The organism is Bacillus ndiopicus (assembly GCF_000612805.1).
GTDB lineage: Bacteria > Bacillota > Bacilli > Bacillales_A > Planococcaceae > Metasolibacillus > Metasolibacillus ndiopicus.
Map to the genome: position 1 here is coordinate 1 of NZ_HG964411.1, position 24490 is coordinate 24490.

The following is a 24490-nucleotide window of genomic DNA, read 5'->3' on the forward strand; positions in this document are numbered from 1 at the left end:
GTTCAGTTTTCAAGGTTCATGTTTTCCGCCGTTGTTTCAACAGCAACTTTTATATCTTACCATCAACACTTTTTTATGTCAACACTTTTGTAAAACTTTTTTAAGTTGCGATTTCATTAATTGAAGTAGATGTTTTATCATGTTGCTCTACCTCTCTTGGCGACGTTTAATAATTTAACACATAAACTATATAATGCGCAAGTACTTTTTGAAAAAAATTTATATTAATTAATTTTCATAGATATAAACCTTTATACAATCAAATAGATGCCTAATTAAAGAGAACAATCCATAGTCGTCATTTTCAAATCATTCGAAATAACAGCACATTTCATACCTTTCAATATAGAAGTTTAAAATATACTTGATTATTTCCTCAATCACGCCCCTTTGAACAATAGTTAAATGTACAGCAGGAATCCTCCCTGAATTCCTGCTGTACTTATTATTCTTCTTTACCGCTTTTTTCGTTTTGTGTTTCTACTATACTTAAACACCATAAAAAATTATCCCACGCTGAGTACCAACCGTTAAAAACTTCAGATGAATCATCCCAGCGTACATCAAACTTTTTCTGTCCATCAATATCTACTAAAAATAAAGTAAGTGTTGCATCTTTTTTAGAAACGGCTAATTTCATTCCGTTTTCCATTTCTTCTTCAGTAAATACTACATCTGAAACCGAACGAACCTGCGCCTGTTCAAATACTTGTTTATTTATAATTCTATAATTCATTATAGACCTCCACTAAAGCTATATTTAATCCAATTTTTTTTACAAAAAATAAAAGACTAGAAAATTATACTCCATATCCTTCTATCGTGTGAACTCTCAAGTTATTCTTTTTTTACAAAATAAAAATAGAAACATTACAAAATCTATGTTTCGTTCCTAATTGTCTAAACTACCAATAATCTAGAACCTTTTATATCTAAAAAAACCAAACGTGGCGCTCTCAACGCTGACTCTACTTTTCTATGCAACAAGCCGATCGAGATTGTATCTATTATATTGAAACTTTAGTATTTTCGCTTGTAGCATTTCTCCATTTCCCAAATGAACTTTACATCATTACTCTCCCTTAACTTAGTAAAGTCCACAAATTCATACTAACAACCGCTGTCATAAGGGAAATTTATGCAACAGCCCGAACTAACCATGTCGCTGCGCGCGTTAAAATATGTGCACGCAATTCTACAAAATACTCCCAATCATAAAAGAATGCAATTTTTTCATCTGCCAATGTACTAATCTCTGTCGGCTGATTTGTTAACACAAAATGCGCAAAAGATTCCGCAAAATCTTCTGAAACAGAGCTGAAGGCATAGTCTGACACATAATCCTCCTCGTACTCACTAGGGAGATTCCAGAATCGGTCATAAAAACCCACTAAATAGGCATCCTCATAAAAGCATCCCTCGCCTTCAATCAAAACATCATCACAGGCATCTAAATCCACCCAAATGTTTTGCTCACCATCCTTTAAGGATAAATAATGCGCATACTCATGGATATACGTAATCATCGTTTCAGACGCTAGCTCAATATTTTCCTCATTCATGCCAAGCGTCCAATATTGCCCACTGTCATCATGCTGCTGCATATAGGCCAATGTATCTCCACTCTCAAATACAATAAATTGATTAATATCTTGGCGTTCAGACTCAGGAATTAGCCAAGCAAAATCAAACCATAGCTCTGCATGATAATCCATGTCCTTGTCTGTTACATCATCATTAGTCAGAATCATTTCTTGATCATTATCAATCTCGTATACATAGAGCTCATGGATACCTTCCAAATCTGTTGAGACCGACTCCTCAGCTATTAATGAACCATACTCTTCTTCTAGCATCGTTACTAATTCATCTCCGCGGGCCGCACAAGAAGTTTTATCGTCACATTTCAAGGGTAAAGTACATGTATCTTCTGATGCGATATAAACTTCACCTACTAGACAACCTTTTGCTATAGCATCTTCATTTGTCACTGCTGCCTCGATAACAGTCCCTTCTGTAACCACTGTATCTTCTACCTTCAGTTCCTCTTCCAAAAATTCACTACAGCCCGTTATAATTAAAATTACAAAAGCTATTGACGTTATTGGTAACCACTTCATCTCATCGCCCTCTTTTATTATTAGTACCTCAAATTTACTTTAATTTTAGCAAATAATAAGGCCTTTTTGATATATACATAGCTTTATCTTTGATGTATAAAACGCTAACTAAAACAAAAAGCAGAAGCCCTTAAGTTGGCTCCTGCTAATCGTTTTATTTAGAAATATGACGCATTGTTGGGAATAATAAAATATCGCGAATAGATGGTGCGTTTGTTAATAGCATTACTAAACGGTCGATACCGATACCTAGACCACCCGTTGGCGGCATACCAAATTCTAATGCTTCGATGAAATCGTTATCCATTTCATGTGCTTCATCATTACCAGCCGCTTTTTCAGCCATTTGTGCTTCAAAGCGCTCGCGTTGGTCGATTGGATCGTTTAGCTCCGTGAAGGCATTAGCATGCTCACGGCGTACGATAAATAGTTCGAAACGGTCTGTGAAGCGTGGGTCCACTGGGTTTTTCTTCGCTAATGGTGAAATTTCTACCGGGTGACCTGTAATGAATGTTGGTTGTACTAATGTTTCTTCTATTTTTTGCTCAAAGAATTCATTAATAATATGACCAACTTCATGTGTGTCTTTAATTTCAACCCCATGCTCAGCAGCATGTGCGCGAGCTTCTTCCACCGTCATTGGCTGCCAGAAATCTACACCTGTAGCTTCTTTAACCGCATCCACCATGTGCAGACGTTTCCAGCCTACAGCTAAATTAATTGTATCTTCACCATATTGGATTGACGTTGTACCAAGTACCTCTTGTGCTACATGAGCAATAAGGTTTTCTGTCAAATCCATAATGTCTTTATAATCTGCATATGCCGCATATAATTCGATCATTGTAAATTCTGGGTTGTGACGTGTAGAAATCCCCTCGTTACGGAATACTCGTCCAATTTCATAAACCTTTTCTAAGCCACCTACGATTAAGCGTTTTAAATGTAGCTCAATCGCAATACGCAAGTATAGCTCCATATCAAGCGCATTATGGTGAGTAATAAATGGACGTGCCGCTGCACCACCAGCAATTGTATGTAGCATTGGTGTTTCTACTTCTAAATAACCATGATTATCTAAGTAGTTGCGGATTGCACGAATAATTTTAGAGCGAGCGATAAACGTTTCCTTACTTTCTTCGTTTGTCATTAAATCTAAGTAGCGTTGGCGGTAACGTTGTTCTACGTCTTGTAAGCCGTGGAACTTCTCTGGCATAGGGCGTAGAGCCTTTGTTAAAAATGTGAATTCTGTTGCTTTAACAGAAAGCTCACCTACTTGTGTGCGGAATACATTACCTGTAACACCAACGATGTCGCCAAGATCTGCTTTATTAAATAATTCGTATGCTTCATCACCGACAGCATCTTTACGTACGTAAATTTGGATTTGACCGCCTAAATCTTGAATATGTGCAAAGCCAGCTTTCCCTTTGCCGCGCTTCGTCATAATACGACCTGCAATTGTTACGCTTTTTGGCTCTGCCTCTAGTTGCTCTTTATCGAAAACATCAAACTCCGTTACCACTTCGTTTGATAAATGCGTGCGCTCAAAACGGCTACCGAATGGGTCAAGACCGCCTTCGCGAATATCTGTCATCTTTTGGCGTCTCACCAAAAGCTGGTCGTTTAATTCTTCTATATTTGACACGTTATTCACTCCTATATTTGATTAGTCTGCTTTGTCCATATTTTATTATTGTACACAATTTTAGGGGTGGATTCATCTTTTTTAGTCTTTTCCTAGCAAAAATATCGACTCCGCCATTGTATTGTCGAAATTTGCGATTTTATTATGGCACTGAGCTGTGATTGCTGATATATGATGTCTATCAAAGCCCCCGGTTCAAAAGTAATAATTCGCTCATAAGATAGGTGAATTCGCCCGCAAGATACCTGCTTTCGCTCATTAAACACCGAAATTCGCTCACGAAACCACCAAATTCGATCAATCGAACTAAAAAGCAGAGGCATGTCCGAAAAGGTAGTACCTTTTTAGACATGCCCTCTTACTTCTACACGATTTCTTTGATTAGCTTACCTTGTTCTTCGTATTCTGCCACGGCACCGTTCAATAGCATGTATAAATCTTCTTTCGTTTCAGCTTGGTTAATCGCATTGCGGATTTTACCGTTGCCGCGAATGCCTTTTAAATACCACGAAGCATGACCACGCATTTCTCGTACAGCAATTTTCTCACCTTTTAATTTCATTAGGCGTTCAAAGTGTAATAAGCATACATCTATTTTTTCACGCATAGATGGCTCATCTTTTAGCTCACCTGTTTCTAAATATTTTACAGTACGGTAAATCATCCACGGGTTACCTAGTGCCGCACGCCCAATCATGACTGCATCTACACCTGTTGTTTCGAGCATGCGCTTTGCGTCTTGAGGCGTTTCCACATCACCATTTCCCAGTACAGGAATGCTGACACTTTGCTTAACATCCCGAATAATATCCCAGTTTGCTTTACCTTCATACATTTGCACACGGGTACGACCATGCACAGCCACTGCTGCCGCACCTGCACGCTCTACAGCCTGTGCATTTTCAACTGCGAGTATATGCTGGTCATCCCAGCCGATACGCATTTTCACAGATACAGGCTTTTTCACTGCATCTACTACTGCCGCTACCATTTCATATACTTTATTCGGGTCTAATAATAAGCGCGCACCCGCTTCACATTTAATAATTTTATTAACAGGGCATCCCATATTAATATCGATAATATCAGCTGTTGTGTTTTCATCTACATATTTCGCTGCTTCTACCAATGTTTCTTTATCGCCACCGAAAATTTGTAAAGATAATGGATTTTCGCGTTCATCTATATAAAGCATACCAAGTGTTTTTTCATTACGTTGAACGATTCCTTTATCGCTAATCATTTCTGCATAAACTAAACCTGCACCAAATTCCTTTACAGTCAAACGGAAAGCCGAGTTGCAAATTCCAGCCATCGGGGCTAATACGACGCGGTTGTCCATGACGATGTCTGCAATTTGAAATGGCTTTTGCTGTACGTTGCTCACTGCCTTTTCCTCCTTCTATTTTTGTAACGGGGTGTCCCTCTTACTTCTGCGATTACTCATCGCAAAAGGAATGTCTGAAAATAACTTTTCAGACATTCCCTTCTCTATTAAAATCCTCTGCTTTTTTCCACAGAGTAATACCTTCTTGTTGTAAGTCCAACTTATCTAATGTATCACGAGCTTGTGTCATTTGCCCACTTTCAAAACTTTCGCTAATTTCTACTAACGGTACTAAAACGAAGGCGCGCTCATACATACGCGGATGTGGCACAATTAAGCTGTCCGTTTCAATTTTGTCATGATTAAAAAGCAGAATATCAAGGTCTATGATACGTGGACCCCAACGAATATCACGCACTCGCCCAAGTTCATTTTCAACCGATTGGCAAACAACAAGCGTTTCTGCAGCATTCCATTTTGTTTTGATGTGTACAGCTATATTTAAGAAAGAAGGCTGGTCTGTATAGCCTACCGGGGCAGTTTCATAAATAGATGAGACTTTTATTACATCTACTTGTTTTTTCAACAACTGTACTGCTTGTTTTAAATTTTCTTCACGCTTACCAATATTTGTGCCGATTGATAAAAATACATCATTCATAAAACTTACCTCGTACAATTTCAACAGCTACCTCTTTATAATGGCCTGGAATTGGTGGGTCTGGCTTAATAATTTCTACTCGACAGCCAAAAATTTGCCCATCATAGCGCTGTAAAATAGTAGATGCTACAGTTTCTGCTACCGCTTCAATTAACTTGAATGGCTTTCCTTCAATAACTTCTTTGCAAATATCATAAACGCCAACATAGCTTACAGTATCCTCTAAATCATCCGTTTGCCCCGCTTGCTGAATATCAACAGCCAAGGATACTGATGCACGAAAGCGTTGACCAAGAACGTTCTCTTCTTTTAGCACACCATGATAGCCAAAAAATTGCATATCACGTAAATGTATATAATCCATTATAACTCACCCTTTACTTCAAACTTCCCTACTAATGCATCCATCACTTTCACTGTACGAGCGACTTCCTTCACATCATGTACCCGCATCAGATGACAACCTTTTTGTACGCCAAATGCGCAAGTAGCAGCAGTTCCCTCCACACGCTCATCTACAGGGAGATTAAGTATCGTGCCAATCATTCGCTTGCGAGATGTCGCTAGAAGCACTGGATAGCCAAATGCTACGAGTTCATCTAAACGCTGCATCGTTTCAATGCTTTGTTGCAGATTTTTCACAAAGCCGATGCCTGGATCTAAAATAATGTGTGCATCTAGTACACCCGCCTGCTTTGCAATTTCAATACTTTCCTGCATATCTTTTTTGAAATCCGCCCAATAATCAATGTAGCTTTCATCTTGGCGATTATGCATTAAAATAATTGGCACACCTAGCTCTGCCGCAACCCGTGCAATTTTCGGATCCTTTTTCGCACCCCAAATATCGTTAATGATATGCGCCCCTGCTTCAATTGCTGCCCTCGCGACATTCGCTTTATATGTGTCTACTGAAATAATTGCTGGTACCTCATTCACTAATGCGCGGATAATAGGGAGAATGCGCTCAAGCTCCTCCTCCTCCGAAACAGGTACATGTCCAGGTCTTGTAGATTCTCCACCGATATCTATAATTTTTGCGCCCTCAGCAACCATACGCTTAGCCTGCATAACAGCTGCATCAACTGAATTATATTTTCCTCCATCAGAAAACGAATCAGGCGTCACATTTAAAATGCCCATAATAACCGTTTCCTTATGAAAGTCTAATTCAATGCCATTTAATACAAGCGGACTTATATAATGTTCTAGCATGTTTTACCTCCTACAATTTCCCGTATCTCAGCTATATAGGCTTGATGTAAGCGTTGATAAATAGCTCCCTCAGCCCCAGCAAAGGACTTCTTACCAAGCGATGAAATTGGTACAAGCTCCTGTATCGAATTTGTAATAAAGCATTCGTGCGCTTCTTTTATATCATGACGATCAAATAGACCTTCACGCACTTCATAGCCTACAGCTCCAGCTAGTGCCATTACTATTTTGCGTGTAATACCTGGCAGTATGCCCGTATCCAAAGATGGGGTATAAAGCACGTTATGCTTAGCCCAAAAAATATTCGAAGTAATTCCTTCTGCAATATATCCTTCTTCATTTAAGAAAAAGCCTTCATAGCTCGCTAAGTTCGGCAGCTCCATACGCGCTAGCACATTGTTGCCATAATGGTGGCTTTTTGAGCGAATCTCTGCTTCTGGCTTATTACGTACTGTTTTTAGCAAAACAGCTTGCTTCTCCGTTCCTCGCTCTGGCAAAGCAAGCGGCTTGCGAAAAACGATAACATTCGGCTTTGGATAATCAGCCGTAGCAAGACCTAAATCGTGCACTCCAGCAGATACGTTAATGCGAAAATAGCCGTCATTACCACCTTCTAACTCATTTAAGCGCTGCATCACTTCTGCAATATCATTTAATGTGTATGGCATATAAATACGAAATGAATTAAGCGCTTCTGTTAAACGGTGAAAATGATCTTGTAAAAACACTGGCACACCATGATATGTACGCATCGTTTCAAAAAAACCTAAACCATATAAAAAACCATGATCAAATGGCGATATTGAAAGCTCTTCTGCCTCTAGATATTGACCGTTCATCCAACAAATCATCTGGCGTCACTCCTTACAGTACAGTTCTAAAAATTGTTTGAGTAACTGCCTTCCATCTTCTGTCATAATTGACTCTGGGTGATATTGTACACCCTCTATCGCAAGCTCTTTATGACGCAAACCCATAATTTCGCCTTCCTCTGTCCATGATGTTACCTCTAAGCAATCTGGCAACGAATGCTTTTCCACGATAAGTGAGTGATAGCGTGTTGCCGCGAATGGACTTGCATTTTTACGATGTAAACCCACCCCATTATGATAAACAGGCGACGTTTTTCCATGCATTAGACGCTCGGCTCGAATAACGTTGCCCCCAAAAGCTTGTGCAATGGCTTGATGTCCTAAACACACACCTAAAATAGGTATCTTCCCCGCAAAATGACGAATAATATTCAAACTCTCGCCTGCCTCGTTTGGTGTGCAAGGTCCAGGTGAAATAACTAGCATTTTTGGAGCAAGCTCCTCAATTTCTTTTAATGTGATTGCATCATTGCGTACAACCTTTAGCTCTTCTCCAAGCTCACCTAAATATTGCACTAAATTGTAGATAAATGAATCATAGTTATCAATCATTAAAATCATTTTAACACCCCCTCAGCCATACCTTTTGCTTGCCACATTGCCTTCGCTTTATTAAGTGATTCGATATATTCATTCGCTGGAATCGAATCGATGACAATGCCAGCCCCCGCTTGAATATACGCCGTCTCGTCCTTAATGTAAGCTGTACGAATAACAATATTTAACTCCATATCACCATTAAAGCCTAACCAGCCAATTGAACCTGTGTATAGCCCTCGACGCACTGGCTCTAGCTCCTCGATGATTTCCATTGTTCGGATTTTCGGAGCCCCAGTAATCGTACCGCCTGGGAACATTGCTCGAATCACATCTGCATTCGTTTGCCCTTCCGCAATTTCACCACGCACATTTGACACGATATGCATTACATGGGAATAGCGCTCAATGACCATAAATTCATCCACTTCTACAGTGCCATAGCGACTTACTTTTCCTAAGTCATTGCGTTCAAGATCAACGAGCATTACGTGCTCCGCGCGCTCCTTTTCATTGTCAATTAACTCATTTGCTAGGCGAATATCCTCTTCCTCAGACTGCCCACGCGGACGTGTTCCCGCAATAGGGCGCGTTGATAATGACGCTCCCTTACGTTTTACTAATAATTCTGGTGAACCACTGACAACTGCAAACTCTGGCGATGCGATAAAAGCCATATATGGAGATGGATTAAATGAACGAACTGCCTCATACATAACGATTGGCGCGGCATGCAAGGGCTTTGCCTGACGTACGGATAAATTCACTTGGAACACATCACCTTGCGCAATATACTCCTGAGTTTTGCGAACAGCTTGTTCAAATTCTTCACCTAAAAATGAAACGGATAGCTCACTTTCATCATTCGTCACCTCAGTGGCTCTTTCGGCGTGGAATAAACGTTTTCCTAGCCCTTGCTCTGCCGCCTCTTGCCATCTAAGTGCCCACTCCTGCAAGTCAATTGTACTTTCAGGGCGCTTCATTAATATCACGCGATTTGTTTCTGCATCGAACACTGCCCAATACTCGAAAACATAAAAATAAATATCTGGTACCTGTAAATCATCTACCGCAATCGTTGGCAAGCTTTCGATTTGGCGCGCATAATCATACGATACGAAGCCAATTGCTCCCCCCTGAAAATCAGGTAGCTCGTCCTGCTTCCCAAGCTCATATGCTTGTAAATATTTTTCTAATAACGCTAAAGGCTCGCCCTGCTGAAAGCGTACTCCACCTTGCTCTTCGATTTGCAAACCGTCGTTTTTAGCATATAGTGTAGCGAATGGATTCCATGCCGCTATCGAATATCGCCCACCGCGACCACTTTCTAAAAACGCATGCTTTTTCTCTAATATCGTTTGCTCTTTATAACTATAAAAAAACGCATCCTTTGTCATAAATAAAGTAACACATTGTAATTTGTCCATATAGTAACACCCCTTTACATATATTATTAAACTCGAAAAACGTAGAAAATGCTAATAGCAATTTTATAACAAACATATGATTAGTACCTAAGCCAAAAACTTCCTGCAATTAGCATGAACCTTTAAACTAAAATTTCACTTGTTTGTATATCAAACAATTACGGTGCCACTAATTTATAAATATTTTATGCAGCAAACTGATGTTAATTGTAATTAAGAAGTGTTACAAAAGCTCTTAGAAAATAAAAGAGTGTGAGGAAAACAGATATCCACCTGCCTTCCCCACACCCTATTCATTATAATTAATCTTCAAATTGATACAGTGGTGTTGATAAATAGCGTTCGCCGTTCGATGGCACAACCGCTAATACGTTTGCTCCAGCACCTAGACGTTTTGCTGTTTCAATTGCTGCATGAATCGCTGCACCAGAGGAGATACCGCATAAAATACCTTCTTCGCGAGCTACTTTGCGAGCTACTTCAAATGCTGTTTCGTTTTCAACAGTGAATACCGAGCTATAAACCTCTGTGTTTAGAACTTTTGGTACAAAGCCTGCACCGATACCTTGGATTTTGTGTGGACCTGGGCTACCGCCAGAAAGCACTGGTGAATCCTTTGGCTCTACTGCAATAATTTCGATTTCTGGATATTTCTCTTTTAGTACTTCACCTGCACCTGTAATTGTACCACCAGTACCGATACCCGCTACAAATGCATCAAGCTTTAAGCCTTCGAATGCTTCTACGATTTCAGGACCTGTTGTTAGACGGTGAATTTCAGCGTTCGCCGCATTTTCAAATTGCTGCGGTAAGAAATAGCCATGCTCTTTCGATAAGCTGTCAGCCTTTGCAATCGCACCCTTCATTCCTTCTGGACCAGGTGTTAATACTAATTCAGCTCCGTACGCACGAAGTAAATTACGGCGCTCTAAGCTCATTGTTTCAGGCATTACTAAAATTGCTTTATAGCCCTTTGCCGCTGCAATCATTGCTAAGCCGATTCCTGTATTACCACTTGTTGGCTCAATAATTGTACCACCCGGCTGCAATGAACCATCCTTTTCAGCTGCTTCAATCATCGCTAAAGCAAGACGATCCTTTACAGAGCTCCCTGGATTAAAGTATTCTAATTTTACATATACAGTACCTTCATTTTCACCTGTTGCATTATTTAATTTAACAATCGGCGTACGACCCACTAAATCTGCAATCGAATTTGCTAATTTACTCATCACATTCATCCCCTCTATAATTCCTACTAAGTTTATAGACTTTACCTAATTCACATATTACCAATTAAGTATAGAAGTTGTCAACGCATTCATGATGTAATGCAAAAAATTTTTTTACACAAGGTGACAAGCAACGAAACGACCACTTTCAACCTCTTTAAATTCAGGCACTTCTACTTTACAACGCTCTGTTGCAAATGGACAACGCGTATGAAATTTACAACCACTTGGAGGATTTGCAGGGTTTGGAATATCCCCCTTTAAAATGATGCGCTCGCGCTTTAATGTTGGGTCTGGTATTGGCACAGCCGATAAAAGAGCCTTCGTATATGGATGCAATGGATTGCTATAAAGCTGTTCACGACTACCTAATTCCATCATTGTCCCTAAATACAGTACGCCGATGCGAGAGCATAGATGCTCCACTACACTTAAATCATGCGATATAAAAAGAAAAGTAATATTTCTATCACGTTGTAATTTGCTGAATAAATTGATGATTTGTGCTTGAATGGAAACATCTAACGCTGATACAGGCTCATCTGCAACAATAAATTCTGGCTGCAAAATAATTGCCCGCGCAATGCCGATTCGTTGACGCTGACCACCGCTAAATTCATGTGGATAACGATTCATATGATATTCAGATAATCCGCAGATTTCTAATACTTCCTTTACTTTACTCGCTACTTCATGCTTTTCACATAGACCGTGATCTAGTAGCGCTTCCCCAATTGCATCACCAACTCGAATACGTGGGTTTAGCGAACTATATGGATCTTGGAAGATAAATTGTATTTTAGGGCGTAAATTGCGCATTTCTGCATTCGACAGCTTGTGCACATCTTTGCCATCAAATAGTACTTCTCCTTCAGTAATTGACTGAAGACGTAAAATGCTTTTACCAATTGTACTTTTACCACTACCTGACTCTCCTACAAGGCCAAATGTTTCACCACGATGAATTTGAAAGCTAACATCATCTACCGCTTTCACTACACTCACATTGCGCTGAAATAGTCCACCCTTTTCACCAAAATATTTTTTTAAATTTTTCACTTCTATTAATGGCGCTTCATTCGTCATACTGTCGTCACCTCTTCGTATAACCAGCAAGCTACACGTTGCCCATTATCTAAATCATTGATTTTTGGCATTTGCTCCTTACAAATAGCCATACATTGCTCACAACGTTCACTAAAATAACAAGATGGTGTTAAAGTAGCTAAATTCGGAACTTGCCCTGCAATTGTATATAGCTCCTCTTGTCTTTGATTAATAACTGGTTTAGCCTTCAATAGCCCCTTCGTATACGGATGTTTCGGATTTTTGAAAAGCTCTACAACAGGACCTTCCTCAATTACCTTCCCTGCGTACATAACAATGACATAGTCTGCTACCTCTGCAACTACTCCTAAATCATGTGTAATCAAGAGCATCGACATATCCCTTTGCTCTTTTAACGAACGAAGTAAATCTAAAATTTGTGCTTGAATCGTTACATCTAAGGCCGTTGTTGGCTCGTCAGCAATAAGTAAATTAGGGGAGCATGCTAAAGCGATAGCAATCATAATACGCTGTAACATACCACCGCTTAATTGGTGAGGATAGCTATTAAAAATTTCCTCTGCGCGCCCGATACCAACAAGCTCGATTAACTCCAATGCTCGTTTTTTTGCTTCCTTTTTCGAAATCAGCTCATGCTCCATCAATGGCTCCATAATTTGACCACCGATTGTCAGTACAGGATTCAAGGAAGTCATAGGCTCCTGAAAAATCATTGAAATATCGTTACCACGAAGCTGTCGTAGCTCGTGCTTTTTCAACTTCAACAAATCTTTTCCTTCAAACAAGATTTCGCCATTTTTAATGCCACCTGAACCCCCATCAATTAACCCCATAATGGACATAGCGACCGCGCTTTTTCCACAGCCTGATTCACCTACTAAACATACCGTTTGCCCTTTTGGGATGGAAAAGCTGACATCATCAACAGCCTTAATGACGCCACCATTCGTATAATATTGTGTTAATAGATTTTTAACATCTAATACCGTATTTCCCATAGCAGTCTCTACCTCCTTCTCATATTTGGATCAATCGCGTCGCGTAGTCCATCTCCTAATAAATTGATACTAATAACTGTTAAAAATATGGCTAAGCCAGGTGGAACCCATAACCAAGGTCTTTTTTGGAAATCAAGAAGTGAATTAGCCGAAGTAATCATATTTCCCCATGATGCATCTGGTGGCACAACACCTAATCCAAAGAAGCTTAATGTCGATTCACTCAAGATTGCTCCACCGACACTTAATGTGCCTGACACAATTAACAATGGTATAATGTTCGGCAATAAATGCTTGAACAACTTCCGTGTATCTCGCAAACCAAGCGCTTCTGTAGCTTGCATAAATTGACGTTCACTCAAGCTTAAAATCTGACTACGTACAAGTCGCGCTAAGCCAGGCCAGCCAACAATACTTAACATTAGCATCACGATATAAATTCGATACTCAGTTGGCACTTTCCACTCCGATAAAATCGCCGCCATAATGAATAATAGTGGCAATCCAGGCAAAGTCATTAAAACATCCGCAATTCTCATAATTATTTGATCGACAATACCACGATAAAATCCTGAAATAATGCCTAAGACGCCTCCGATTACAACCGACATTACCATCGCACCTAATCCTACTAATAAAGAAATACGTCCAGCTAGCATTAAACGCGTTAATACGTCGCGTCCTAATTTATCTGTTCCTAACCAATGTTGCGCACTTGGCGATTGATTTATATTCGTTGGATCGACCCCTAAATTTACATATGGCGAAAAAAAGGGGCCAATAAAAGAAAATAAAATAATAAATATTAAAAATGCCAAACCAATAAGGGACATTTTATTTTGTAAAAAACGCCTTGCTATTTGTCGCCATAACGAAGACGACCTAGGTAACTTTTTATTTTTCTCCAGCGTTACAGCACTACTCTCCACAATTTCAACTCCTCGTTTGAATTACTGTTATTTTTTCACTCGCACTCGTGGGTCAGCAATCCCATACAAAATATCCGCCAATAAATTACTTAATACAGTTAACACTGCGATAAACATTGTGAAGCCCATAAGCAGTGGATAATCGCGTACTGAGAATGCTTGCATATAAATAGCGCCGATTCCAGGCCAATTAAAGATTTGCTCCGTAATAATTGCGCCACCAAATAATGCAGGCAATTCAAAACTAAATAATGTTATAGCTGGTAATAATGCATTGCGTAAGCCATGCTTGAAAATAACAACTCGCTCTTTCAATCCTTTCGCACGAGCAGTGCGCATAAAGTCTTGCTTAATAACTTCTAGCATATTTGTTCTGAAGTAACGTGTTAAACCACCTATGCCAAGCATCGTTAACACAAGCACTGGCAAAATCATATGTTCAGCAACATCTTTTACGTATTCCCAGCCAGTAAAATTACTACCCGTGGAAATCATGCCCCCTGCTGGTAGCCACCCTAAATCTACTGCAAATATTTTAATAATCACTAGCCCTAAGAAAAATGAAGGTGTTGCCATTGCAGCAAATACGATAATCGTTATAAATGTATCCCATATTGAATATTGTCGAATCGCCGATACAATTCCGACTAAAATAGCGATGAACCACGTTAAAATTAACGATGCTAACGCTACGATAAATGAACTCCATATGTAATTCCCAATTACTTCACCAACTGGCAATTGGAACTGTAGCGAATAGCCTAAATCGCCTTTTAATAAATTTTTTAGCCAAATAAAATAACGGATGACAACAGGCTCATTATAACCATGTAATTCGTACAATTCCGCCTTTCGTTCAGCCGTTAAATTTTGATCTGCATCAATGAAATTCCCTGGCACTAAGGAATATAAAAAGAAAATTAATATTGATGCACCAAATAATGTTGGAATCATATAAAAAAGCCTCTTCACAACATAGCCTTTCATCAACTCATTCCTCTCTGCTTTATATTTTATCCCACATAAACGGGCAGTAAGAACGCAATAGACAAACTGAAAGAAAAAATCCGCCTCCACTTATTCAGAAAATTAAACTGATAGACCACCTTTAAATAGGAGAGCTATATAGTTTCTTTCCGACAAGTAAAGCGGATTTTTCAATGCTTTTACGAATTCAGTTTTTTATTCCGCTAATCGTAAATTGCGTAAGCTACTTGCAATACCACGGTAACCATTTGGCGTAAAGCCTTCAATACGCGCATTAGCACCGCTTAACACTTTTGTATAGCCCATATAAATCACTGGTGGATTTTCGTCTAACGCTTTGTATAATTCATGGAATGCAGCTGTACGTTCTGCAATATCATTTGTTGCAACTGTTGCATCAATTAGTGCATCAATCTCTTCATTACCAAAGCCCTTAAACGTTGAATTAGTGCTCTTTGTGTGGAAGCTTTCAACACCATTATATGGATCTGGTAGCATTGGTGTTGAGAAGGAAGCTAAATCATGGTCACCTTTATCAACACGTGCTAATAATGCATTAAAATCCATTTGCTCGACTTGTAAATCGATACCGATTTCTTTATAGTTTTCCTTCGCAATCGGGATTAACGTATCACCTAAACCGCCTGCTGTTGTGAAGTAATATACAGTTAATTTTTTACCATCTTTTTCACGAATACCATCTGTACCAAGAACCCAACCTGCCTCCTCTAATAAAGCCTTTGCTTTTTCTGGATCATAAGCAGTTGAACCTACATCTGCAGTATACGCCCAAGAAGTCGGTGACACAGGAACGTTTGCTACTTGTGCAAACCCTTGATAGAATGTGCTAATAATTGTTTGACGGTCTAAGCCTAATGAAAATGCTTGACGCACTTTTGGATCTTTAAATACTTCTTTCTCGTGGTTAAATGCCATATAGCTATATGCAGAAGATGTATAAATATTAATATCTGCAAAACCTAATGCTTGTAAAAATTCAAAATTATCTTGGTTCGCTGCTAATGCACTATAATCTAGCTCACCAGTTTGGAAAAATTGCTGAGCATCACCAACAGTCGTTTTATAAATAAAGCCTTTTGCCTTTGGTGCGCCACCATAATAATATTCGTTCGCTTCATAACGAATTTCTTGCCCTGGTAAATAAGCGACAAAGCGATACGGCCCTGCCCCAATTGGCTTTTGATGTAATGGTGTTAAGTAATCTAAATTACCTTTTACATAGCCATTGCCATAGTAATCTTTTTTCAGGACTGAGCCTCCTAGTAATCGTAAAGTACGTGCATTTACTTTATCTGTTGCGATTTCAATTGTACGTTCATCAATTACTTTAATACCAGAAACGCTCGCTGCATCACCATTTTTATAGTCTAATCCACCAACGATGCTTGCCTCTGTAATATCTGTATTTCCTGCATAGGCTGGATCATGTAATAATGTCAACGTAAATTCGATATCTGCCGCTGTTAATGGCGTGCCATCGTCAAATTTTAACCCTTCTCGCAAAGTAAATGTGTATACTAAGCCATCTTGCGAAATATCCCACTTCTCTGCTAAACCTGCTACTGTTTCACCTTTTTCATTAATATCTACTAAAGGCTCAAACATAACAGATTGTACATTTCCATCATAACCACTTGTATTGAAATAAGGAGTAAACACACCGCCAGGCTCTTGCAAGCCTACAACAACTGTATCGCCACGTTTAACAGCAATTTCCGGAGAAGCCGCTGGATTTTCCGCTGGAATAAATGCATCTTCAACTATAATTTTTTGTACGCCATCTGATTGCCCTGCCGCAACATTTTGCTCATTCGTATTAGTAGCCGAATCCCCTCCGCCACATGCTACAAGCAATGCACTCAGACCAATAATCCCTACTGCACTAACAAACTTTTTCAAAGTCATAAAACTTTACCTACTTTCTAATTTTATTTAACTTATAAATTTACTTGGTTTAATGCGTAAAAAAATAATAACTTTCTATGTATATTGCTGAAATTGAGGTTCGCGAATCAATTTTCAATAAAGTGAACCTTCAATCAGAGGGGGGTTTTCCTCATCCTCCTCTGATTGGTAGTTTCACCAATCGGGTTTTTACAGGCTGTTTGATTCTCCACTTAAACATCCCGATTTTATCTGCTGTTTTACAGTGGGGGTCTTACAGTCTGTTAATACGGGATAAAACTATTATATTAATCAATCCTTATAAAATCAATAGGAATTATAAAATTTTTAAAAATTAATGCTTAATAAGTAAATTCAACACTAATACAACCAAAATTCCCCCTAAAGGAAAAAAGAGATATAGGAAAGGGACTTGAAATTCCGCCTTCCTATACCTCTTTTTATTTTATCCTGTAGCAATTTAGATGAACAGGCTTAGTGGTTGTTAAAGAAAACTCCACCAGACTGCCATTCACTTTATTTCGCTTCCCCATAAAACCAATCTACTTTATAGTCTGCCCAGAAAATTTCTGGCGTAATGCTAGCAGATAATTGCTCTACTGCTAATACACGCTTAATATGCTCAGCCACTTCTTCATATGTAAAAGATTGACCTTCTTTAATTTCACTAACATGTAAAACGGCATAGCGACCATCACCTAAAACGATAGCATCGCTTGTCGCACCTTTTTCTAGCTTTGCTACAGCTTTCAGTATAGCTGAATCGATATTAGCTTGCTGCTCCGTAATAAAGCCAATATCGCCACCTAAGCTGGCTGACGGAGTATCGATAGAGCGCTCTCTGGCTAACACAGGAAATTCCGAGCCGTTTTCCAATTCTTGTAGAACGCTATCAATATTTTCTTTAGAATCCGCTACAATCATACTCGTTCTATACGATGTAGGTATATTATAAAGCGATTGATTATCTTTATAAAAGTTTTCAACCGCTTCATCCGTAATAATAATGTCCTTCGCCAATACCTTTTCTAAAATTAACTGCGTTCGAATTTTTTGACGCAATTCCTTGTCAGATAGACTTTGGAATGTTTGGTCTGTCGTATCTTGTGCAGAACGCATTAAGGCTAGCTCCAAATCAATTTCTTCATCGGACACGCTAATTTTATGCTGCTTTGCTGCCTTATCCATTACAGCTTCATTGACTAAGCCTTGTAAAGTTTCTTTACCGTACATGCTCTCCATTTTAGCAAGCCATTGCTGACGTGTAATATTATCTCCATCAATCGTTGCAACGACCTCATCATTATTCGACTTGTCTTTCGATGGCAAGAGCCACATAATAAACCAAAATAAATTTCCTGCTAGTAAAATTGCAAGTACCATTAATGCTGGTTTTGTTTTTAAACGACGTTGTGAAAGAGGCGTTTTTATTGGTGTAGTTGGTGTTGTGCGAATATTACGCGTTGATTTCATTAATGAAGCCTTCCAATTCATCTTGGCTAAAATTATATGTTTCTAAACAAAAATGACATTGTGCCTCCGCTTTGCCATCTTCGTCAATCATCTCTTGAATTTCCGCTTCACCTAAACCAAGAATTGCTGCACCAAAACGCTCTTTTGAACATTGACATTTAAATTGCACAGGCATTGAGCTTAATATTTGAATATTGCCTTTTTCTCCCAGTACCGCTTCTAAAATTTGCTCTGGCGTGTAGCCCTTTTCAATCATTTTTGATACTGGTTCAATCGATGCTAGCTGCGCTTCGATCGCATCAATTGTTTCTTCTTCACAACCTGGCATTAGCTGTAAAATAAAGCCGCCAGCTGCTAAAATTGTGTTATCTGGATTTACCAAGACGCCCAGTCCTACAGATGAAGGCACTTGTTCACTTGTCGCAAAATAGTAAGTGAAATCCTCAGCAATTTCTCCCGATACAATTGGTGTTTGACCTGAGAACATATCACGAAGCCCTAAATCTTTTACTACTGTAAGTGCACCTTCTGTTCCTACCGCACGGCGCACATCTAATTTTCCTTGCTCATTTAAATCAAAGTGCACTTGTCCGTTCGTTACGTAACCGCGCACATCACCGTTCGCATCTGCATCAATAATCATCGGTCCAATAGGTCCATTACCTTCAATTTTCACTGTTAGCTTATCATCGCCCTTTAACATAGCGCCCATCATAGCTGCAGCTGTCATTGATCGACCAAGAGCCGCTGAAGCTGTTGGCCATGTGTTGTGGCGACGTTGAGCTTCTCCTACCGTTTCTGTCGTACGTACTGCAAATGCACGCACTTGTCCATTAAAGCCAATTGCTCTTACTAAATAATCATTCATGTTAAATCCTCTTTCCTTTTAGTTTCGTTGATATACAATATAAAGTCCCTTTAAAGTTAGAAACGGGTCCACAATATCAATTATTTGCGTTTCATTTGCAATTAATTCTGCGAAACCTCCCGTTGCAATAACTAAAGGCTCTTCTTTACTCTGCTGCTTCATACGACTAACAATACCTTCTACTTGGCCAATGAAGCCATAAACAATACCTGCCTGCATTGCTGCAACCGTATTTTTGCCAACAATTTGTGAAGGACGTGCAATTTCAATCCTCGGTAGCTTTGAGGCACGCGTGTATAAAGCCTCTGTCGAAATCGCAATACCTGGTGCAATCGCTCCACCCATATAGTCACCATTTTCATTTAAATAACAATATGTGTTAGCAGTGCCAAAGTCCACAATAATTAATGGGCGACCTGTGCCATATTCCGCTAAAGCAGCTACAGCGTTGACTATGCGATCTGCCCCAACCTCACGGGGATTTTCATATTTTATATTTAATCCTGTTTTTATTCCGGGTCCAACAATAAGTGGCTTAATACGGAAATATTTTTCACACATTCTTTGCAAGGCAAACATAATTGGCGGTACAACTGAGGATATAATAATTCCTTCTATTTGTTCAAATGAAATGCCTTCATGAGAAAAAAATGCTTTCAACTGCATCGCATATTCATCTTCCGTCTTGCTGCGCTCTGTTACGATGCGCCAATTATGCAGAAGCTGATGATTATCATATATACCAAAAATAATATTCGTATTGCCCGCATCCATTACTAAAATCATCTACACGACACCTACCAGCCCATTTTCATTTTTACATAAAATCATACCATATCAAAGCAAAAACATATGCTATTTTGTCTAGTATTTTTGGTTTCAACACCATAACTCAGCATTGATTTAACAAATAGCATGGCGTTGCACCATTTATTCGTATAAGAGGCAAAAGATTTGTTTTTTAACCTAGTAGTCATTTTAAAGTGATGAATTTCTCTGGAATTCATCATACCTCCCCAAAATATAAAAAGCTGATGGGAAATTAAATTTCCCATCAGCTCATTTTACTATTTGCGCTCTTCGTCTGATTGTACAGTTTTATCTAGAGGCTTATGCTCTAGTGGTAAATCAGCCGTTGTTGGTGATTTTGCTTCACCTACAACCTCCTCATTAACCGTTGCAGAACCAGCTTTTTCTAATGTTGGTTGTGCCTCTGCCACTTTCTCAGCAGGCCCTTCCTTCACAATCTCTTCATCTGCTTCTGGCAATTTACCAAAGTCACGTAAATGCTCGATTTCTTGCGCGTTTAATGTTTCTTTTTCCATTAATGTGTTAGCAATTAAATCTAATAGCTCACGTTTTTCAGTTAAAATGCGTTTTGTACGCTCATATTGAGAATCGACAATATTTTGAATTTCTTTGTCAATTTCATAAGCAATTTTATCTGAGTAGTTTTGATCTGAGTTAAAGTCACGTCCTAAGAAGACATTACCACCTTGGCTTGAGCCATATTGAACTGCACCAAGATTGTCACTCATTCCATACTCTGTTACCATTGCACGTGCGATACTTGTTACTTTTTGGAAGTCATTATGTGCACCTGTTGATACTTCACCAAGTACGATTTCCTCTGCAACACGCCCACCTAATAAACCAGCAATACGGTCAAATAGCTCCTGGCGTGTTGTAAAGAAGCGCTCTTCCTTCGGTAGCATAATTGCATAACCGCCCGCTTGCCCACGAGGGACAATTGTTACTTTATGCACCGTATCTGCTTCATCAAGCTCTAAACCTACAACTACGTGTCCAGCCTCATGGAACGCAACAAGCTTTTTCTCTTTTGGTGAGTAAACGCGACTTGCCTTCGCTGGACCTGCAATTACGCGGTCAGACGCTTCATCAATATCAGTCATATTAATTGTTTTTTTGCTTTTACGAGCTGCTACAAGTGCCGCTTCGTTTAATAGGTTTTCAAGGTCTGCACCTGAGAAACCTGGCGTACGCTGTGCTACTGCTGCTAAATCAACACTATCTGCTAGTGGCTTATTGCGCGCATGCACTTTTAAAATCGCCTCACGTCCCTTTACATCAGGATGCCCAACTGTAATTTGACGGTCAAAACGACCTGGACGTAATAACGCTTTATCCAGAATATCTGGTCGGTTCGTTGCAGCGATGATGATAATACCTTCATTCGCTCCGAAGCCATCCATTTCAACCAATAATTGGTTTAACGTTTGCTCACGTTCATCGTGACCACCGCCAAGACCCGCACCACGCTGACGACCTACTGCATCAATCTCGTCAATGAAAATAATACACGGAGCATTTTTCTTTGCATTTTCGAACAAATCACGTACTCGCGATGCCCCTACACCAACGAACATTTCTACGAAGTCAGAACCTGAAATCGAGAAGAACGGAACGCCAGCCTCACCAGCTACAGCACGTGCAAGTAAAGTTTTACCCGTACCAGGAGGACCTACAAGTAAAATCCCCTTCGGAATACGTGCGCCGATTTCAGTAAATTTGCGATGATCCTTCAAAAAGTCCACAACTTCTACTAGCTCTGCTTTTTCTTCATCAGCACCCGCTACATCATTGAAACGAACTTTTTTCTTCTCCTGATCATACAGCTTAGCTTTTGATTTACCAAAGTTCATCACTTTATTACCGCCACCTTGTGATTGGCTCAACAAGAAGAAGAATAAAATGATAATGATGATGAATGGAATAATACCTGTAAAGAAGTTTACCCATCCACTAGTTTCTGGCGCATGCTCAACCTTGATACCGTAGTCTTTCTCAAGATTGAAAATACGCTCTTTTGCTTGCTCATCATTTTGTAAAATATTTAGTGTAAACTTTTTGCTTGCCTCATCCGCGTTGGTTTTTTTGTATTCCCCAACAATTGAGAGCACGCCTTTCGCTGGCTGTATCATCACTGAATCAACATTACCAGACTCCAGCTCTGCAAAAAACTTTTTGTAATCTAGCTCTTCAACCGCAGAGTTACTGCCGTTTACTGTGCCAAAAATCCCGACTATTACGAGAAAAATTAATAAATAAAATATGGTATATCGAAATATTCGATTCATCCCCAGCCTCCTCACAACATAACAGAAAAACTATAGATAAAATCTTAACATACGTTCATTTTTTGATACAATGAAAAGCCCTAAAGAAAATATGTGAAAGTCGATTTATGTCAAAATCGTTACATACGTTCTTATTTTAGAATGAATATACTTCTCGTTTCAAAATGCCAATGTACGGTAAGTTACGATATTTTTCTGCATAATCTAATCCATATCCTACTACAAACCCATCCGGAACTTCAAAGCCTACGATATCTGCTTTTAATTCAACTTTACGTCCAGAAGGCTTATCTAGCAACGTTACAACTTTAATTGATTTAGCTTTGCGGTATTTAAACAGCTCAACAAGGTAGCTAAGCGTTAAGCCGCTATCGATGATATCTTCAATAATAATAACATCGCGACCTTCAACGCTCGTATTTAAATCCTTTAAAATTTTCACCTCTCCAGAAGAAACAGTTGCATTACCATAGCTTGATACGTCCATAAAGTCTACTTCGATATAAGAGTCGAAACGCTTCATTAAATCTGTCATAAAAGGCATAGCACCTTTTAAAACACCAACAGCAAGCGGGAATTTGTGATCATACTCAGCCGTAAGTTGTGCGCCCAACTCACGAATACGCTCTTGAATTTGCTCCTCTGTAATCATAATTTTTTCAATATCATTTTGAATCATATGCGATTCCCCCTCAAATTGTTGCAAATTTTAATAAGTGTTACGCACAACGAGAACACAATCATCCTCTGGGCGTCGCCGCTTAGAAAATTTGTTATTTACACGCACACCGAGTACAGCTAATATTTCATCTTCTGCATCGACTAATAATGGCCAGTTATCGCGTTCGGCTAAAGGGATTTTACAGTCAATAAACAACCTTGATAAGCGTTTACCTTGCGCTATATTTGCAAGCTGTATACGGTCACCCTCTTGTCTTGTACGAATATGTAATGGGAAGCGTACTTCTCTTGATTGGAAATAGTAGCATTCGCCATCATGCTGCCCTGCATAAGCCCCTACAAATAGCTGTATATACCCATAATCGAGCCATTTATTTAACGTTAGTACCTCTGCTTCGCGCACTTCATATACTTCATATGGACAAACTGTCACAGTATTATACGCACGCCGCATAACGTAATGATTTGGTAAATGAATGGTCGCACTACCATTTGTAGTTTCAAATAAGGTGTAGATAGATGATAATAATGATTGACTAAAAAGTGTACTTGAATCGTTATAAATATAGTTTAATAGTATTAAAATGAGCCTTCTTTGTAAAGCAGGTGATACTCTTTGAAAGGTACTAATATCAATAGTATAAATTTCTTCTGTTTTTTTCTCAACAACTCGCTCAAAAGCTTCTTTCGCCAGCTCCGTTAAGTACGCATCATCTTGCTGTAACTGACTAGCTAACTGAACAGCATGTGTTGCGATATGATGATTTTCCTCAACTAATAGCGGAATAATGCGATGGCGAAAGCGATTACGTGTATAATCGTCCTTCGCATTACTCGCATCTTCACGATAAGTACCGCCATTACTTTCCAAATAATTTGCAATATCCGCCTTCGTGACGGCTAAAAATGGTCGAATAAGTTCACCATTAGCAAATGGACGACTTGCAGCCATACCTTGTAAGCCATTAATCGTTGCACCTTTTGCAAGAGCCATTAACATCGTTTCGAGCTGGTCGTCTGCATGATGTGCTGTCACAAGCTTTGTGCAATCCATTTCTCGCATAACTTGCGCTAAAAAGCTGTAACGCTCTTTGCGACAAACCGTTTGTAAATTGCCACCTTCTTTTTTTAGAATATCGGCTATTGGAATCGCCGTACTATGTATCGGAATACCATGCTTGGCACAAAATTGTTCTACAAACGCTCTATCTGCTGCAGAAACTTCTGCACGAAGCATATGATCAACGTGTGCTACAACAATTTCTACTTGTAATTGTCTACTCATTGATTGAAAAAAATACATTAAGCCCATCGAATCTACTCCACCAGAGCAAGCAATGAGAAGACGGTCTCCTGCCACTACTAGTTGCTGCTTTTTGATATAGTGCATTACATTTGTTTCGAATGAATCCACCTTCTCACC

The 24490-nt window shown here is 39.3% G+C and carries 22 protein-coding genes; all 22 read right to left on the reverse strand.

Annotated features, from left to right (window positions below; genetic code table 11):
* Positions 1 to 445: 445 nt before the first annotated feature.
* The gene (locus TY13_RS18375) at positions 446 to 736 is read right to left on the reverse strand and encodes a hypothetical protein (RefSeq protein WP_042479014.1); all 291 of its coding nucleotides are present in this window, start codon (positions 734 to 736) and stop codon (positions 446 to 448) included.
* A 400-nt stretch (positions 737 to 1136) separates the two neighbouring features.
* Positions 1137 to 2120 (reverse strand): hypothetical protein, encoded by a 984-nt coding sequence (locus TY13_RS18380; RefSeq protein ID WP_042479015.1) that lies wholly within the window; start codon positions 2118 to 2120, stop codon positions 1137 to 1139.
* Between the two features lie 154 nt (positions 2121 to 2274).
* Positions 2275 to 3777 carry a lysine--tRNA ligase gene (gene lysS, locus TY13_RS18385; protein WP_195891724.1) on the reverse strand — a complete coding sequence of 501 codons (1503 nt, stop codon included), beginning with the start codon at positions 3775 to 3777 and terminating at the stop codon, positions 2275 to 2277.
* Positions 3778 to 4132: 355 nt separating this feature from the next.
* Entirely contained in the window at positions 4133 to 5110 is a 978-nt protein-coding gene (dusB, locus tag TY13_RS18390; protein ID WP_081797048.1) for a tRNA dihydrouridine synthase DusB, read from the reverse strand.
* Between the two features lie 133 nt (positions 5111 to 5243).
* The gene (gene folK / locus TY13_RS18395; RefSeq protein WP_042479019.1) at positions 5244 to 5756 is read right to left on the reverse strand and encodes a 2-amino-4-hydroxy-6-hydroxymethyldihydropteridine diphosphokinase; all 513 of its coding nucleotides are present in this window, start codon (positions 5754 to 5756) and stop codon (positions 5244 to 5246) included.
* Entirely contained in the window at positions 5749 to 6120 is a 372-nt protein-coding gene (gene folB / locus TY13_RS18400; RefSeq protein ID WP_042479020.1) for a dihydroneopterin aldolase, read from the reverse strand. Before folB ends, folK begins: the two co-directional genes overlap by 8 nt.
* Positions 6120 to 6971 carry a dihydropteroate synthase gene (folP, locus tag TY13_RS18405; protein WP_042479021.1) on the reverse strand — a complete coding sequence of 284 codons (852 nt, stop codon included), beginning with the start codon at positions 6969 to 6971 and terminating at the stop codon, positions 6120 to 6122. Before folP ends, folB begins: the two co-directional genes overlap by 1 nt.
* Entirely contained in the window at positions 6965 to 7822 is an 858-nt protein-coding gene (gene pabC / locus TY13_RS18410) for an aminodeoxychorismate lyase (protein ID WP_042479023.1), read from the reverse strand. The genes folP and pabC overlap by 7 nt, the downstream gene beginning before the upstream one ends.
* Before the next feature lie 6 nt (positions 7823 to 7828).
* Positions 7829 to 8404: an aminodeoxychorismate/anthranilate synthase component II gene (pabA, locus tag TY13_RS18415; RefSeq protein WP_042479024.1), complete on the reverse strand. Its 576-nt coding sequence runs from the start codon at positions 8402 to 8404 to the stop codon at positions 7829 to 7831.
* Entirely contained in the window at positions 8401 to 9807 is a 1407-nt protein-coding gene (locus TY13_RS18420; protein WP_042479025.1) for an anthranilate synthase component I family protein, read from the reverse strand. Before TY13_RS18420 ends, pabA begins: the two co-directional genes overlap by 4 nt.
* Positions 9808 to 10109: 302 nt before the next feature.
* Complete coding sequence (gene cysK, locus TY13_RS18425; RefSeq protein ID WP_042479026.1) at positions 10110 to 11039, reverse strand: cysteine synthase A; 930 nt, start codon at positions 11037 to 11039, stop codon at positions 10110 to 10112.
* A 114-nt stretch (positions 11040 to 11153) separates the two neighbouring features.
* A complete protein-coding gene (locus TY13_RS18430) occupies positions 11154 to 12125 on the reverse strand; it encodes an ABC transporter ATP-binding protein (protein WP_042479027.1) in 972 nt (323 codons plus the stop codon).
* A complete protein-coding gene (locus tag TY13_RS18435) occupies positions 12122 to 13105 on the reverse strand; it encodes an ABC transporter ATP-binding protein (RefSeq protein ID WP_042479028.1) in 984 nt (327 codons plus the stop codon). The genes TY13_RS18430 and TY13_RS18435 overlap by 4 nt, the downstream gene beginning before the upstream one ends.
* An 8-nt stretch (positions 13106 to 13113) precedes the next feature.
* A complete protein-coding gene (gene opp4C / locus TY13_RS18440; RefSeq protein ID WP_042479029.1) occupies positions 13114 to 14034 on the reverse strand; it encodes an oligopeptide ABC transporter permease in 921 nt (306 codons plus the stop codon).
* Between the two features lie 27 nt (positions 14035 to 14061).
* Complete coding sequence (locus TY13_RS18445; protein WP_042479030.1) at positions 14062 to 15021, reverse strand: ABC transporter permease; 960 nt, start codon at positions 15019 to 15021, stop codon at positions 14062 to 14064.
* A gap of 195 nt (positions 15022 to 15216) precedes the next feature.
* Entirely contained in the window at positions 15217 to 16947 is a 1731-nt protein-coding gene (locus tag TY13_RS18450) for an ABC transporter substrate-binding protein (protein ID WP_042479031.1), read from the reverse strand.
* A gap of 516 nt (positions 16948 to 17463) precedes the next feature.
* Entirely contained in the window at positions 17464 to 18420 is a 957-nt protein-coding gene (locus TY13_RS18455; RefSeq protein WP_042479032.1) for a peptidyl-prolyl cis-trans isomerase, read from the reverse strand.
* Positions 18404 to 19288: an Hsp33 family molecular chaperone HslO gene (gene hslO, locus TY13_RS18460; protein WP_042479033.1), complete on the reverse strand. Its 885-nt coding sequence runs from the start codon at positions 19286 to 19288 to the stop codon at positions 18404 to 18406. The genes TY13_RS18455 and hslO overlap by 17 nt, the downstream gene beginning before the upstream one ends.
* An 18-nt stretch (positions 19289 to 19306) precedes the next feature.
* Positions 19307 to 20074 carry a type III pantothenate kinase gene (locus TY13_RS18465; protein ID WP_042479034.1) on the reverse strand — a complete coding sequence of 256 codons (768 nt, stop codon included), beginning with the start codon at positions 20072 to 20074 and terminating at the stop codon, positions 19307 to 19309.
* 281 nt (positions 20075 to 20355) lie between these two features.
* Positions 20356 to 22386: an ATP-dependent zinc metalloprotease FtsH gene (ftsH, locus tag TY13_RS18475; protein WP_042479036.1), complete on the reverse strand. Its 2031-nt coding sequence runs from the start codon at positions 22384 to 22386 to the stop codon at positions 20356 to 20358.
* A 136-nt stretch (positions 22387 to 22522) separates the two neighbouring features.
* Positions 22523 to 23065, reverse strand: coding sequence for a hypoxanthine phosphoribosyltransferase (hpt, locus tag TY13_RS18480; protein WP_042479037.1), 543 nt, complete (start codon positions 23063 to 23065; stop codon positions 22523 to 22525).
* Between the two features lie 30 nt (positions 23066 to 23095).
* Positions 23096 to 24481 carry a tRNA lysidine(34) synthetase TilS gene (gene tilS, locus TY13_RS18485; RefSeq protein ID WP_042479038.1) on the reverse strand — a complete coding sequence of 462 codons (1386 nt, stop codon included), beginning with the start codon at positions 24479 to 24481 and terminating at the stop codon, positions 23096 to 23098.
* Positions 24482 to 24490 lie beyond the last annotated feature (9 nt).

Bases quoted from the DNA above. Each gene is read 5' to 3' on its own strand.
- TY13_RS18375 (WP_042479014.1), bottom strand. From the start codon at position 736: ATGAATTATAGAATTATAAATAAACAAGTATTTGAACAGGCGCAGGTT.
- TY13_RS18380 (WP_042479015.1), bottom strand. From the start codon at position 2,120: ATGAAGTGGTTACCAATAACGTCAATAGCTTTTGTAATTTTAATTATA.
- dusB (WP_081797048.1), bottom strand. From the start codon at position 5,110: ATGGACAACCGCGTCGTATTAGCCCCGATGGCTGGAATTTGCAACTCG.
- folK (WP_042479019.1), bottom strand. From the start codon at position 5,756: ATGAATGATGTATTTTTATCAATCGGCACAAATATTGGTAAGCGTGAA.
- folB (WP_042479020.1), bottom strand. From the start codon at position 6,120: ATGGATTATATACATTTACGTGATATGCAATTTTTTGGCTATCATGGT.
- folP (WP_042479021.1), bottom strand. From the start codon at position 6,971: ATGCTAGAACATTATATAAGTCCGCTTGTATTAAATGGCATTGAATTA.
- pabC (WP_042479023.1), bottom strand. From the start codon at position 7,822: ATGATTTGTTGGATGAACGGTCAATATCTAGAGGCAGAAGAGCTTTCA.
- pabA (WP_042479024.1), bottom strand. From the start codon at position 8,404: ATGATTTTAATGATTGATAACTATGATTCATTTATCTACAATTTAGTG.
- TY13_RS18420 (WP_042479025.1), bottom strand. From the start codon at position 9,807: ATGGACAAATTACAATGTGTTACTTTATTTATGACAAAGGATGCGTTT.
- cysK (WP_042479026.1), bottom strand. From the start codon at position 11,039: ATGAGTAAATTAGCAAATTCGATTGCAGATTTAGTGGGTCGTACGCCG.
- TY13_RS18430 (WP_042479027.1), bottom strand. From the start codon at position 12,125: ATGACGAATGAAGCGCCATTAATAGAAGTGAAAAATTTAAAAAAATAT.
- TY13_RS18435 (WP_042479028.1), bottom strand. From the start codon at position 13,105: ATGGGAAATACGGTATTAGATGTTAAAAATCTATTAACACAATATTAT.
- TY13_RS18445 (WP_042479030.1), bottom strand. From the start codon at position 15,021: ATGAAAGGCTATGTTGTGAAGAGGCTTTTTTATATGATTCCAACATTA.
- TY13_RS18450 (WP_042479031.1), bottom strand. From the start codon at position 16,947: ATGACTTTGAAAAAGTTTGTTAGTGCAGTAGGGATTATTGGTCTGAGT.
- TY13_RS18455 (WP_042479032.1), bottom strand. From the start codon at position 18,420: ATGAAATCAACGCGTAATATTCGCACAACACCAACTACACCAATAAAA.
- hslO (WP_042479033.1), bottom strand. From the start codon at position 19,288: ATGAATGATTATTTAGTAAGAGCAATTGGCTTTAATGGACAAGTGCGT.
- TY13_RS18465 (WP_042479034.1), bottom strand. From the start codon at position 20,074: ATGATTTTAGTAATGGATGCGGGCAATACGAATATTATTTTTGGTATA.
- ftsH (WP_042479036.1), bottom strand. From the start codon at position 22,386: ATGAATCGAATATTTCGATATACCATATTTTATTTATTAATTTTTCTC.
- hpt (WP_042479037.1), bottom strand. From the start codon at position 23,065: ATGATTCAAAATGATATTGAAAAAATTATGATTACAGAGGAGCAAATT.